Origin of the sequence: Hyalangium sp. (genome assembly GCF_035629615.1) — a bacterium.
Taxonomy (GTDB): domain Bacteria; phylum Myxococcota; class Myxococcia; order Myxococcales; family Myxococcaceae; genus Hyalangium.
This window is the reverse complement of sequence record NZ_DASPHO010000784.1, coordinates 1-13,394: the sequence shown is the minus strand read 5'-3', so window position 1 is coordinate 13,394 and position 13,394 is coordinate 1. Positions and strand designations below refer to the sequence as shown.

The window sequence follows — 13,394 nt, the reverse complement described above, 5'->3', positions numbered from 1 at the left end:
CAGCTCCAGGCGCGGCTGGTGGTGGCGGACCGGCTGGCCAGCGTGGGCACGCTGGGCGCGGGCGTGGCGCATGAGATCAACAACCCGCTGGCCTACATGCTCGTCAACCTGCACCTCATCCGCTCGGGGCTGGAGCGGCTGGTGGAGGAGCTGCCGGCGGACACCATCGAGCCCCTGCAGCAGCTGGTGCAGGAGACCACCGAGGGCGCCGAGCGCATCGCGGGCATCGTCAAGGATCTGAAGACGTTCGCGCGCGGCGAGGCGGATGCGCGGCTGGGCGCGGTGGACGTGCGGCGGGCGGTGGAGCTGGCCTGCAAGATGGCGGACAACATGCTGCGCCACCGCGCGCGGCTGATGATGGACTTCGAGGCGGCGCCGCCCGTGGAGGCCAACGAGTCCCGGCTGTGCCAGGTCTTCCTCAACCTGCTGCTCAACGCGGCGCAGGCCATCCCCGAGGGTGAGCCGGCGGAGCGGCACGAGGTCGCCGTGCGCATCCGCGCGCCAGGCCCGGGCCAGGTGGTGGTAGAGGTGCGCGACACCGGCGCGGGGATGACGCCGGAGGTGCTCTCGCGCGTGTTCGATCCGTTCTTCACCACCAAGCCGGTGGGCGAGGGCACCGGGCTGGGGCTCTCCATCTGCCACGGCATCATCGAGTCCATGGGAGGCACCATCTCCGCGGAGAGCACGCCGGGCAAGGGCACCACCTTCCGCGTCACGCTGCGCTCGATGCCGCTGGAGGCGGAGGTCCCCACGCGGCCGGATCTGCGCGCGCCCGTGACTTTGGTGCCCGCGCCCCGCGCGCGGGTGCTCGTGGTGGATGACGAGCCGAACGTGACGCTGTCGCTCCAGCGCGCCCTGAGCCGCGAGCACGAGGTTGCCACCGCCAACAACGCCCGCGACGCGCTGCGGCTGCTGGCCCAGGACCGCGGCTTCGACGTCATCCTCTGCGACCTGATGATGCCGGGGATGACGGGTATGGATCTGTACGCGGAGCTGGACCGGGAAGCACCGGAGCTGGCTAGGCGTATCGTCTTCATGACGGGGGGCGCCTTCACTGCACGCGCCGTCTCTTTCCTCCAGGGCGTGCCCAACCCGAAGATGGGCAAGCCCTTGAATCTGGAGGAGCTGAGAATGCTCATCACCCAGCGCGCCGCTGAGGCGCAGCGATGACTGTCCCCACGGGCCCCTTGGAGCCACAGGCTCTCGAGGAGTCCTCCGCGCAGCCCGCCACGCTCGTGTCGGTGGAGGGGATGGTGGCTGCGGGCGGGGAGTTCACTCCGCGTGCGTTGGTGGCAGGCTGCCTCATCGGGGCGTGGCTGGCCGTCTCCAACGTCTACATGGGGCTCAAGACGGGCTTCTGGGAGAGCGGCTCCATCATGGCCGCGGTGCTGGGCTTCAGCTTCCTGGCCGCCCTTGGGCGGCGCTGGGGCAGCACGCCGGGTGTGCTGGAGACGAACCTCACCCAGACGGCCGCGAGCGCCGTGGGTGCCATGCCCGCCGCCGCGGGGTTGCTGGGCTCGCTGCCCGCACTGGCGCTGATGGGCGTCTCCGTGCCGGCCTGGAGCGTGGTGCCGTGGGGGATCGCGCTGGGAGTGCTGGGCGTGCTGGCCGCGCACCTGCTGCGCCGGCGGCTGCTCGTGGACGAGGCCCTGCCATTTCCCACGGGCGTGGCCACTGCCGAGGTCGTCACCGCCATGCACAAGGCGGGGCAGGTGCAGGAGCCGGGGCGCGCTCGGGCGCTGCTGGGCGCGGGGCTGGGCTCCATGGCCCTGACGTGGCTGCGGGACGTGCTGGCGTGGGTGCCTGGGATGACGGCCATGCCGGGCCGGCTGGCAGGACTGCCCGCCTCGACGTTCACCTGGGGATTCGGGTGGGTTCCCCTGGCCCTGGGGATCGGGATGATGGCGGGGCTGCCCATGGGGCTGAGCATGCTGCTGGGGGCGGCGCTGGGCTGGGGCGTGCTCGCGCCGACGCTCGTCACCTCGCAGGTGGTGGACTCCAGCGCCAGCTACGAGGCGCTCGTCGGGTGGCTCACCTGGCCTGGAGTGGGGTTGATGGTGGGCGCGGCGCTCGTCTCGCTCATGGGGCAGGCGCGCGCGCTGCTCGGGGCGCTGATGGATCTGCGCTCGCTGGGGAGCGTGGGCGAGGGCTCTGGCCGGTGGATGCTGGCCCTGGCGCTGGTGGCTTGCGGTGCGGTGCTCGCGTTGGGGCTCGGGGTGTTCGAGCTGCCCTTGCTCCACACGCTGCTGATGCTGGCGCTCGTGCTGCCGCTGTGCGCGGTGTGCGCACGCGGGGCGGGGCAGATGGATGTCGCCCCGGTAGGGCAGATGGGGCAGCTCGCCCAGGTGGCCTCCGGCACGCTCGTACCGGGGACGGCCGGGCTCAACGTCGCCGCCGGCTCCGTGGTGGCTGGTGCCGTGGCACCGACGGGCGTGAGCCTCTGGTCGCTCAAGGCCGGGCTGCTGCTGGGGGCCTCGCCGCCGCGCCAACTCCTCGCGCAGCTCTTGGGCGTGCTCGTCGGGGCGATCGTCAGTGTGCCCGCCTACCTGCTACTGGTGAAGACTTATGGGCTCGGGAGTGAGGCGCTGCCCGCGCCCTCGGCACACCAGTTCCGAGTCGTAGCCGAGCTGTCCACCCAGGGCCTCTCCGGGCTGCCCGCCTACGCCGCCCAGGCTGCGGGGATCGGCTTCGGGGTGGGAGCCGCGCTGACGCTGGCTTCTCGCGGGCGGCTGGAGCGCTTCCTGCCTTCGCCGGTGGCCATGGGCATTGGCTTCATCCTGCCCGCGTACTTCGCGGTGACGATCGCCATGGGCGGGCTGCTGGCCACGCTCGCGCGCCGCGCGCAGCCTCAGGGGCTGGGGCAGCACGTCTCCGCGCTGGGAGCCGGCACCATCGGGGGTGAGTCCATCATGGGGCTGACCATCGCGTTGCTCGTGTGGCTCGGCTTCATCCAGCGCTGAGCAGGGGTTCGTCGAGAGCCTCCCAAACGGAGGGCCACACGGTCCATCCTCTCAAGTGGAGCCGCCACCGGAAGAGGGAGCACCCGGTGGAGGCCCCCTGCCGAGGGGGTTGGGCACAAACCTGTATGACAAGCAGACAGGTTGGGCGGGGGCCTGCTGCCGGGGGCGCTTGGAATGAACCTGTCATGAGGTCTACATCCACACTGGGCTACAGGTGAGGCAGGCACATGAGGTGGTGCTCTCCACCCATGGCGCCGCCAGAGATTGGCTGGTGTCACCCTACGCATGGGGTAGGCTGCGCGGATAGAGGGAGCGGCTCCCTCCACCGCTCCGAGGCTCCTCATGGACAGGCTGACCGCCCCCGTGCTGCACCCTTCCCGGCTGCCCCCCGGCACGCAGGTAGGGCCCTGGAGCGTGGAGGGCTGGGCAGGGAGGGGCGTCTACGGCGCTGTGTACCGGGCGGTGCCGGTGGGGGCCGAGCACGCCGCGCCCGTGGCTCTGAAGCTGGCCTTGCACCCGGCGGACCCGCGCTTCGCTCGCGAGGTGGAGCTGCTCTCCCGCCTGCACCATCCGCATGTGCCTGGCCTGCTGGGCCATGGGGAGTGGCAGCACCCCGACGGGACGCTCTACCCCTTTGTGGCCATGGAGTTCGTGGACGGTGTGCCGCTCTATGAGTGGGCCCGGCTGCACCCCGCCTCCAGCCAGCAGGTGCTGCAGTGGCTGGCGCAGCTCGCCAGCGCCCTGGCGGCCCTCCACGCCCAGGGCTGCGTCCACCGAGACGTCAAAGGCGCCAACATCCTGGTGAGGCGCTCCGACAGCAGTGCCGTGCTCACCGACTTCGGCACGGGCCTCTACCCCGGTGCCGGCACCCTCACGCCTCCCATGGTGTTCCCAGGCACTCCGGCCTACCGCTCCCCGGAGTCCTGGCTGTTCGAGCTGCAGTGCTACCGGGAGCCCGCCGCCCGCTACCACGCCGGCCCGGCGGATGACCTCTACTCGCTGGGCGCCACCGCCTGCAGTCTGCTCACGGGCGAGTACCCGGAGCCCGGTGAACCCACCCAGGACGAACACGGCACCTGGCACCTGGAGGCCATGCTGCTTCCTCCCACGCTGCTGAGCGACCCTCGAGTGGAGCCGCGGCTGCGTGCCCTGGTGCTGCGTCTGCTCTCGGTGCGCCCCGAGGAGCGTGGCACCGCCACTGAGCTGGCGGAGGCGCTGGAGCAGGCCGCCGAGCACACCGCGCCACAGAGCACTGCGCCGTGCTTCACCGGGCAGGCCCTGCCGCCCTCAGCCCCGCCGCCGGAGCCCGCCGCTGCCGAGCCTGGACCCGGCGCCCCGCGGCACCTGGGCGAGGACGTCGTCGCAGTGCGCGCCGCCAGGGCACAGGAGCTCGCCCTGCCGCTGGAGGTGCAGGTGCCGCCTCCCGAGGAGCCCTCCAGGGCGAGAGGCTCCGCCGGACGGCAGAGGCCCCGAGCGCCCACGAGGCCTGGGTGGCCCTGGCTCGTGCTGGCAGCGGCGAGCCTGGCGCTGGCCGTGTGGACGGGGTGGGCCGCTCGGGCCACTCTGGAAGTGTCCTCCTTCACTCGCGCGGAGGCCTCGAGCGAGTGGGCGCCGGACGCGGTCCCCGCAGGGCTCGGAGAGGCTGCGGCGACCATGCCCCTGGCGGAAGCCCCCTCTGCCCCCAACCCAGAAGGGATGACCGAGGACACTCTTCCCGAGCCAATCCCAGGTCAGCTTCGGCCCGACGAGAAGGGCCGGTGCCCTCCCCGAGGGCTGGTCGTCCTCAACGGAGGTTGCTGGGCTGAGGTGGCCTGGGCCCCTGAGAAGTGCATGGAGCTTGGCGGCCAGATGTTCAAGGGCACCTGCTACATGCCCTTCTTGACGCGCGGTCGCCGCCCCAACTCCAGCTCCATGGACAAGCGGTAGGAGGCATGGATTCGAGGGCGATTGCCTGGGGGGCACGCTCATTGGCGGGAAGTACCTGGACATGCGAGGCCGCTACATGTGGGCAATGGCTCTGAGCAAGAGCCCTGTGTTGGAGGAGTTCGTCGAGGAGATCCGCGAGGCGGGCGAGAAGTTCGGCAAGTTGTTCTCGCGGGATGCGGCGCAAGCGTTCGCCGCATCCAGCTCAGCCACGGTGGCGCGCACGTCCGACAGCTCCAGCTCGGGCCTGTGGAGCGCGCCAGGAGACGCTCAGCGGCCTCCTTCAGCCCGGAGTGACGCGCCCGCCGATCTCCGGGAAGCGCTCGTAGGTCCGCAAGAGCGCTTCTAGATGGGCGGGGTTGTCAAGATCGAGCGGTGCATCCGTGAGCTGCACCACCCACCCGCCCGACGCCGTGCGCCGCGCTCGCGTGAGCAGCTCGGCGTCGCGGGCCGGATCCGGGAACCCGATCACTTTCGCGGCAGCGGCAGACCAGAAGTTCAGCCACCCAAGGGAATAGGGAATCTCTGGCGAGCGGATGTGGTCGAAGAGCTTCAGGGCGGGCAACCCCCGGCGTGGGGACGGCGGTCCTTCCAGCGTGGGTGCTGTCTGATACGCGATGTCCAGCGCAGCGGCATCCGGCGTCGCATGCCCCCAGAACGCGCGTGCGCCCTCCGCTACGCCCTCCAGCATCTCCGCCGCTGCCGCGATAACCGCCTCGTCTAGCGGCAACTCCGCATGAACGTGAAGCTGCGGCTGACCGCCCGGGCTGAGGCGTCCCGATCTTCCCCTTCCCGAAACCGTCACGGGGTAGCTCTCGTCGCCATTGCACAGGAGCGGGAGCTTTCCGCGTGTTGTCGCCTCAACGAGCCAAGCGTCGCGTTGCGGTAACTCGATGGGGCGCCCTCCTTCGCCCACTTCCCACTTCAGGCGCAAGCCGGGCAGCGCCCGTTCCATACCACTGATGACAGCGAGTGTGCGGCCGTCATTGGCCACGAGCGCTGGCGCGTAGACGGCCAGAATGAGGCGATTTCGCGTGGTCATCGTTTGCATCCCGTGACGACGATCTTGAGGGAGGGAAGGACCTTGAGCAGCGCGTCTTTGTGCGCTTGGGTGCTCACCCCAACGACGAAGTCATATCCGCATGCCGCCGCCGCGTCTTGCTCCTCCTCTATTTGCTCCAACTCCTTCAGAATCTCCCGCCCCCGGATGAAGTCAGCGTACGTGTCAAAGCGATGGGTCTTGATCTCCCACAGCACACGCACGCCGACTTGCAGCGCATCGAAGCGCTCACCGCCCACGAATACGTCCATGCCGGGATAACGGTTGGGCGGAAACTTATCGGCGCACTCGTTATGCGGGACATCCCCGCCCGCGTGCGGCACCAGGATGGGCTGGCACTCCGGGCGGCGCTCCAGCGTCACTGGGGGAGGCGGGGCGCTCCTGTTCGCTCTGGGCCCCTCCGGTGCGGGGTTCGCCTCCGGTTGCTGCGCGTCCCGAGGAGCGTCGCCGGCCCAAAGGCCCGGCTCCCAGGTGGGCGGCAACACGCGCTTGTGCGGGCTCCGAGGCAGAGGCTGGGGGCGAACCTGCCCTGGCTGCCCACGGGTGGGGAGGCCCGCGCCGGGCACAGCGGGTGGGCGCACAGGCGCCCAAGCGTAGGTCTCAGGCGCTTCTTGAGTCTTAGCCGCCTCTTGAGAAGTGGCGCACCCAGCTACGACTAAGGCAACGGAGACGGCAACGGCTTGGCGGAGTGCGCTGCAAGTTCGGAAGTTCATTCCACGTCCTTTCATCGAAGAGGGGGCGGTGCGGGTCAAGGCTGGGCCAGTTCCCCTCGGGAGTTTGCCAGCAAGCTCTGCCAGCTTGAGCCGGGGGCGCGCGCGTCCGACAGCACCAGCTCGGCCCGGGGCACGCGCCTGACGCGCACGGCGAAGGGGTTCGCGGAGCAGGTGGGGACGCTGCCCGGTTCGGCGCAGGTGTCGATGCAGGCTGCGGGCCGAGAAGGGGTCTTGTTGTCGGAGGTGGGCGCGGTGGAGTCGGTGGCGGTGACAGCCGATGGCTTCAGTGTGGCGCTGGCACCGGGCGCGGTGGCGATGGCGGCGCGCGGTGGGCGCGGCGACCGCACGGAGAAGCACCACATCGGGACCATCGCGAACAAGAATTCCATCTTGCGCGGTGGCCCGTGGACCCCCCTACTCGAGAAGCTTTTCGCCAGGGCGGGAATGCGGCTGAAGGACCGTGAAAACATCGTGCCCATCCAGGGGCACAAGGGGCCTCACCCGCAGCGATACCATGAGATCGTCTACAGGCGCTTGGAGGAGGCGCTGGGAGACTGTAGCAGCATCGCGGAATGCCGGGCGCGGTTGCTGCCCGCGCTGGATGACCTCGCCAAGCAGATCTCCACACCCGGAACGGAGTTGAACCGGCTCGTCACCCTGGGGAAATGACGCTAGAACTTCCCTATGTCCCAGCGCTTCTTCGACCTCGCCGACGACCTCTATGTCCCCCATCGCTGGCATCTGGATACGCCCGTCGATAGCCAGGGCCGCAAGGTGTTCGACTGGGACTTCAAGAGAGGGACGCCCGTGCACGTGGAGGGACGGTTGAAGATCCCCATCGAGATTCCAGGCAGACCCCTGGACTTCTCAGGTGCGGGATTGAGGATCCCCGTCGTCCACGTCAAGGTGGCCTCCATGCTGGCGGAGCGCGCACACGGCGACGTGCAGCTCATCCACGCAGATATCGAGGGCCAACCGGATCAATACCTCGTCCTCGTGGCAACGCGCCTCATCCGCTGCATCGACGAAAAGGCGTCCGAGGTGAGTTTCTGGACGCCAGAGCATGGAGTGCCCGACAAGGTCGGCCAATACATGGGCGTCGATCGCCTGCGCATCGACAAATCCAAGGTGGGGAGCGCCAAGGTCTTCCGTCCCGAGGGGTGGTCGAGCACCCTGATCGTCTCCGAGGAGATCAAGGACGCCTTGGAGCGCTTGGGCGCGACGGGCACGCGATTCGAGGAGGTCTAGGCCCACTCTCCGCTACCGCTTGAAGACCTTGGAGCGGTGCCAGGGCAGGTACAGCCGGTGGCGCTCCGCCAGCGCCTTCACCCTCAAGGGCGCGTCGAGCCCAAGCGTCTCCCGGGCCTCCAGCGGGAGCTGGGGGGAGACCACGACCGCGCCGTCCTCTTCCACGCCGATAAACCCCAGGTCGAACGCGGCGTCCAGGTGAGGCGCCAGGAGCAGGCCGTTGAAGATGTCGAGCCGCTCGGCATCGCTGTCGCAGTCGGCCCACGGCTTGATGTGACTGGCGCGAAGCAGCTCGGGCACCGCCAGGCCGGTGATGGCGCAGCGGCCCTCCCAGTACTCGAGGAGTCCAGCGCGGAAGAGCTCCTGCCCGACGCGCTGAACCACGAGCCGCTCGGCCTCGGTGCTCCTGGGCAGGACGTGGGCCTTCTTCTCGAAAGCGTGAAGCAGCTCGTCGGGAAGTGCTCGGGCCAGTTGGTAGGCGCGGCGCAAGAGATGGTCGGTCTTCCGCTCGAGCGTCTCGGAGATGACGTTGCTCTCGGGGATGGCGGTGGCAAAGAGCTTGGAGGCGACGTCGGCGACAACACGGTTGCGGTCGACCAGGGTGCTCCCGCTGGCCATCGTCGCGGAGGTGCCAATGCACAGGAGCCCCTGGGGGGCGAGGAGCTCGCGCACGCGGCGCACGAGCAGCGCGACGTCGGCTCCCTGGCGGCCGCGGTACGTGTGGAGCTCATCGAGCACCAGGAACTGGAGCCCCGCGCAGTTGCCGATGACGCGGCGGTCCGTCTCCTCCTGCCGCGTCATGAGCAGCTCCAGCATCATGAAGTTGGTGAGCAGGATGTCGGGTGGGTTGTCAGCGACGGCTCTGCGCTTATCCGCATCCTCCTGGCCCGTGTAGATGGCGTAGGTGATGGGCCTCTCGCCGCTGACACCGCCGACGAACTTGTTGAGCTCCTCGAGCTGGCTGTTGGCCAGCGCGTTCATCGGGTAGATGATGATGGCGCGCGTGCGCTTGACGGGGTCCTTCTTCCTCGCCGCCAGCACCGCGTTCACGATGGGGATGAAGAAACAGAGCGACTTGCCGGAGCCCGTGCCGGTGGTGACGACGTAGCTCTCCTTCGCCTGGGCGAGTGCGACGGCCTCTTCCTGGTGGCGATGGAGGGAGACGCCCTTGAAGATGTCGGCGCAGGGAGGCTCGAGGACCCCTTCCTTCACCAGCGCCTCGATGCTCCGGCCGGGCTTGTAGTTGGGGTTGAGCTGGATGAGCGGGTCGGGCCAGTACTGGTTCTTCGAGTAGATGGCCTCAATCTGGTCGCGGATGTCCTTGGCGTGGACCGTCGTGAACGACGTGGCGAACTTCTTGTACTCACCGACGACAGTGTCCCGTAACGAGAAAACGTCCATGGCTCCTCCGCCGGAACAAACGGTAACCCAGCGAAGTCACGAAGGCTTCTGGTTTCCCCCACCAGGACCCTCCTCAGAGCCAGGCGTGAAGACCCGCTCCAGCGTACGGCGCAGCCGCCCCTCCATGACATTGGGGATGCGGGCAGCATGCCCGAGCGCCTCCTCGAGCGCACGGACGGCCGCAGCCCGATCTCCCCGCCGCAGCGCGGCCAGCCCCATCATCTCCAGCACCTCCAATGGCTCCTGCTCCATGGAGACCTGGGCGGAGCGCTCCCGGAGCTGGCGCCACTCCTCTGGGAGGGCTTCTCGCGTGGCCAGCTCCACCATGGCGTAGAGCACCTCCTCGGAGGGGCTGAGCGCCGAGGCCTGGCGTTGCTGAGCGAGCGCCTCGCGCACCTGCACGAGCCGCTCGCTCGCACGGGCGGACTGCCCCTCCCAGGCCAGCACCCGGGCGTGCAGCAGCAGCGCCCATGGGCGGGGGGCCACCTCGGGGTGCTGGCGCTCCAGCTCGATGGCTCGGGCAATGTGGGGCTCGGCTGCCGCGGCATCCCCTGCCTGATAGTGGAGCTCTCCCAGGTTGTGCTCGGCGAAGTACTCCCAGCCCACCATGCCCAGCTCGCGGCCCAGGTGCATGAAGCGCTCCTGGTCCTTGAGCGCGCTGGCCAGATCCTTGCGCGACACCCACAGGTTGCGGCGGTTGTTGATGGCGCTGCCCAGGTGGAACCGGTCTCCACGCTGGGTGCAGGAGGCGATGACGTCCTCCAGGACTTCCTCCGCCTCGGGGATGCGGCCCAGGTTGGGATAGATGACGGCCAGCAGGAGCTGCGCCACCACCCGCGTCTCGTAGCCCGCGTCCCCCAGCCGGTTCGCACGGTCCGCGGCGGCCTCCAGCGGTGGACAGGCCTCCTGCCACCGGCCCTGGCGGAAGCCGGTCGTCCCCACGCCCAGCAGCAGGCGCGCCTGGACGTAGGAGGAGGGGACCTTCCCCATTCGGGCGCTCGCCGCATCCACGCACGCCGCCGAGCGCGTGTAGTCGTTCATCCAGTCCAGCGCCATCGCCTCGTCCAGCAGCACCTCCACCTCGGCGCGCACGTCGGCCACTCGCCGGGCCAGCTCGCGCGCGCGGGTGAAGTCCGCCAGCGAGTCCTCGTACCGGCCGATGCGGTAGCGCATCATCCCTCGCCCCTGGTAGAGCGTGAGGCCGCGCAGCTCGTCCGCCACGTCCAGCACCTCCATCGCGCGGGTGTAGAGCGTCTCCGCGTCCAGATAGGCGTGGCGGCCACGGGCGGACTCGGCCAGATCCAGATAGAGCGCGAGCGCCTCCTCCCGCATGCCGGCCGCGGCGGCGTGAAAGGCCAGGCGGGGGATCTGCTGCCGCTCGCTGGAGGCGCTGCGGCTCTCGAAGAAGCGGAAGGCGGCGCGGTGGATGTGGACGCGGTCGGCCTCGGGCAGCGTGCGTGCCACGGCCTCGCGTACCAACTCGTTGCGGAAGCTCAGCTCCTCGTGCCGGTGCTCCACCAGCAGCCCCAGGTCCAGCAGCCGGCGCGTGGCGTGGTGGGGATCCAGCGGGAAGTCCGCGGCGAGGCCCTCGCGCTCCAGCTCGCGCACCACACCCTCGGCCGAGGCGGCGGTGAACTCTGAGCCCAGCAGTGCGCACAGGCGCGCGTGCGCCGCCAAGGCGGGAGGCAGGGCCCCCAGCTCCCGGTCCGCCAGCCACTCCACCAGCCGCAGCTCCGGGAGGATGTTCAGCTCGTCGGTGACGAGGTACCAGCTCCCCCCGGCGCCTCGCTGGCGCACCAGCCCCTGGCGCTTGAGGGCACGCACCAGCTCCACCAGGAAGAGCGGCACGCGGCGGGCGCGCTCGACGATGCGCTCCACCGCCTGGGCGGGGACGTTCTCCACCGGGCGCAGCAGGGTGCGGCACAGCACCTGTGCGTGCTCGGGCGACAGTGGCCCCAGCGTGAGGGTGGCACGGTGGGCGGCGCGCGTGCCCCAGGCAGGCCGGCTGCGCTCGAACTCCGGGCGGGCCAGGACGCAGACCCACAGCGGCACCTGGGCCTCGGCCAGACCTGCGTACTCCAGCGCATCCAGCGCCGTCTCATCCGCGAAGTGCGCGTCGTCCAGCAACAGGAACAGGGGCCGCTCGCGGGCGATGGCGGCCAGCAGCTCGCCGGTGGCGCGCTGAGCCAGCGAGCGCAAGGCACCCGGCGCCGCGGCCCGGCTCTGCAGCTCCGGGCTGTCCGGTGCGGACCAGCCCAGGGTGCCGGAGACTCCGGGCCACAGCTCCGTGGCCAGCTCCGGCCCCAGCCTCGCGAAGAAGGCGGCGCGGCCCTCCTCGGCCGAGCCCGTCTCCTCCCGCTCGAAGGCATGGAGCGCCAGGCGCAGCAGCGTGCGCAGGGTGCTGGAGGGATCTCCCTGCACCGGCTCGCGCGCGCGCAGGGTGTGGACGCGGGCCCGGGGCAGCCCCTCGTGTAGCCGGTGGGCCAGCTCGGCGCTGAAGTGGCTCTTGCCGAAGCCCCGCTCGCCGAGCACGGTGGCCAGCGTGGGCGCGCGCTTCTCCACCGCCTTCCGTATGCTCTCCCAGAGCCCCCGCAGCTCCTCTTCCCGGCCGATCAGCACCTCGCTGCCCAGCTTCAGCACGGTGGCCTCCGTGCGCGGCTCTACCTCGGCTGGGGCCGGGCGCAGCAGTCCGGCCCGCTCCGGCACGGGGACGCAGCGCACGTCCGGCACGGCGTCCGCTGCCGCGGGGGTGAGCAGCAGGGGAATGGTGTCCGTGGTGGCGGGATAGCGCTCCTTGCGCGTGAAGATGCCGCCCAGGTAGCGCGGGGCCGAGCCCGGGCGCTGCTGCACGGTGACGGTGGCCACGTCCACGAGCACGGTGGAGACCAGCCCCCGCTCCTCCAGCTCCTGGGCCGCATGGATGGCGCGCTGCACCGGGTTCTCCCCAGAGTTGGGATCGAACACGCCGGCGATCCGTGCGCCGTCTCGCCAGGCCACCTGTCCGCCGAGGCCGCTCAGCACCTTCTGGATGGAGAGCAGATTGGCGGAGGAGGAGAAGAGCAGCACCCCCACCGAGCGGCGCGTCTGCGGGGCGCGCGAGGGCTCCTCGGCGGAGGGAGGTCGCGCGGGGGGCTCGCGCACCGGCTCAGGAGCCTGGGAGAGCGCCTCCCGCAGAGCGCCGCGCACCGCCGCCCCGTTGTCGAAGCGCCGGAAGCGCTCCTTGGCCAGGCACTGGAGCACCACCGCCTCGATGGCCTTCGGGACGGGAGCCAGCTCCGAGGGGAGCTGCGGCCGCCGAGAGAGGTGAGCCTGGAGCACCTCCGTGTGGACACCGAAGAAGGGTGGCCGCCCGGTGAGCAGCTCGTAGAGGAGCACCCCGAGCGCATAGACGTCCGTGCGCGCATCCAGCATGGGAGAGCCCGCGCACTGCTCGGGAGCCATGTACTCGGCGGTCCCCGCAAAGGCGTGCTCGCCGTCCATGGTGGACTCGCCGGGGTAGGGAGGCAGGAGCGGGGAGCGCGCCAGCCCGAAGTCGATGAGGCGCACGCGAGAGGCGGCGTCGTCGAGGAAGAGGTTCTCCGGCTTGAGATCGCAGTGGGCGAACCCCTGCGTATGGAGGGTGTCCACCGCCTCCGTGAGCGCGCGCGCACGCAAGGAGAACTCGTCCAACGGCATGGGGCCGGAGAGCCGGGCCAGGCGCTCGGCGAGCGTGGGCAGCGGCACGTACTCCATGGCCATGAAGTGGCCACCGCTCATGATCGAGCTCACCTCGTACAGTGCGGGCACGGCAGGGGGGCCGATGAGTCGCTGTGCCTCGGCCTCGCGCTCGATCAGGGCCGCGGCCAGGGGGTTGCCGGGGTGGGGCACCTTGATGGCCACGAGCCCGTTGTCCGCGCTCCGGCGCGCGGCCAGCACGGTGGCAAAGCCGGCACGCGCGATGACGCGCTCGACACGGTAGCCGGGGAACGAGAGCTCCGGGAGCACGGAACTCTCGAGAGGAGGAGCTGGGGCTTCCAAGGGAGCGGCCCCCTGGGGACAGAGGGTGTGGGTTCCCTCCCAGCGCCTCCCGCATGTCTGACAGCGGGGCAC

At 70.3% G+C, this 13,394-nt stretch carries 9 protein-coding genes; 5 read left to right on the top strand and 4 right to left on the bottom strand.

Annotation, left to right across the window (positions count from 1 at the left end; translation table 11 throughout):
- From VD972_RS39290 to VD972_RS39280, 3 genes are all read left to right on the top strand, one after another.
- The coding region (locus VD972_RS39290; protein ID WP_324994073.1) for a hybrid sensor histidine kinase/response regulator at positions 1-1,170 on the top strand (1,170 nt) is incomplete at its 5' end.
- Entirely contained in the window at positions 1,167-2,960 is a 1,794-nt protein-coding gene (locus tag VD972_RS39285) for an OPT family oligopeptide transporter (RefSeq protein ID WP_324994071.1), read from the top strand. The genes VD972_RS39290 and VD972_RS39285, both read left to right, overlap by 4 nt.
- A 342-nt stretch (positions 2,961-3,302) precedes the next feature.
- Entirely contained in the window at positions 3,303-4,886 is a 1,584-nt protein-coding gene (locus VD972_RS39280) for a serine/threonine protein kinase (protein ID WP_324994069.1), read from the top strand.
- 280 nt (positions 4,887-5,166) lie between these two features.
- On the opposite strand, the gene VD972_RS39275 is transcribed toward VD972_RS39280, so the two are convergent.
- Both VD972_RS39275 and VD972_RS39270 read right to left on the bottom strand, forming a co-directional pair.
- Positions 5,167-5,925, bottom strand: a complete 759-nt coding sequence (locus tag VD972_RS39275; RefSeq protein ID WP_324994067.1) for a DUF5953 family protein — start codon at positions 5,923-5,925, stop codon at positions 5,167-5,169.
- On the bottom strand, positions 5,922-6,305 hold the full coding sequence (locus VD972_RS39270) for a DUF6310 domain-containing protein (protein ID WP_324994065.1): 384 nt from the start codon (positions 6,303-6,305) through the stop codon (positions 5,922-5,924). Before VD972_RS39270 ends, VD972_RS39275 begins: the two co-directional genes overlap by 4 nt.
- Positions 6,306-6,827: 522 nt before the next feature.
- Here VD972_RS39270 and VD972_RS39265 point away from each other — a divergent pair.
- Both VD972_RS39265 and VD972_RS39260 read left to right on the top strand, forming a co-directional pair.
- Positions 6,828-7,325: an AHH domain-containing protein gene (locus VD972_RS39265; RefSeq protein WP_324994063.1), complete on the top strand. Its 498-nt coding sequence runs from the start codon at positions 6,828-6,830 to the stop codon at positions 7,323-7,325.
- Between the two features lie 15 nt (positions 7,326-7,340).
- On the top strand, positions 7,341-7,904 hold the full coding sequence (locus VD972_RS39260) for an imm11 family protein (protein WP_324994061.1): 564 nt from the start codon (positions 7,341-7,343) through the stop codon (positions 7,902-7,904).
- 12 nt (positions 7,905-7,916) lie between these two features.
- Here VD972_RS39260 and VD972_RS39255 read toward each other — a convergent pair whose 3' ends face one another.
- Positions 7,917-9,305: a DEAD/DEAH box helicase gene (locus tag VD972_RS39255; RefSeq protein ID WP_324994058.1), complete on the bottom strand. Its 1,389-nt coding sequence runs from the start codon at positions 9,303-9,305 to the stop codon at positions 7,917-7,919.
- 36 nt (positions 9,306-9,341) lie between these two features.
- Positions 9,342-13,289: a serine/threonine-protein kinase PknK gene (locus tag VD972_RS39250; protein ID WP_324994056.1), complete on the bottom strand. Its 3,948-nt coding sequence runs from the start codon at positions 13,287-13,289 to the stop codon at positions 9,342-9,344.
- Between the last annotated feature and the right edge of the window lie 105 nt (positions 13,290-13,394).

Bases quoted from the DNA above. Each gene is read 5' to 3' on its own strand.
- VD972_RS39285 (WP_324994071.1), top strand. From the start codon at position 1,167: ATGACTGTCCCCACGGGCCCCTTGGAGCCACAGGCTCTCGAGGAGTCC.
- VD972_RS39280 (WP_324994069.1), top strand. From the start codon at position 3,303: ATGGACAGGCTGACCGCCCCCGTGCTGCACCCTTCCCGGCTGCCCCCC.
- VD972_RS39275 (WP_324994067.1), bottom strand. From the start codon at position 5,925: ATGACCACGCGAAATCGCCTCATTCTGGCCGTCTACGCGCCAGCGCTC.
- VD972_RS39260 (WP_324994061.1), top strand. From the start codon at position 7,341: ATGTCCCAGCGCTTCTTCGACCTCGCCGACGACCTCTATGTCCCCCAT.
- VD972_RS39255 (WP_324994058.1), bottom strand. From the start codon at position 9,305: ATGGACGTTTTCTCGTTACGGGACACTGTCGTCGGTGAGTACAAGAAG.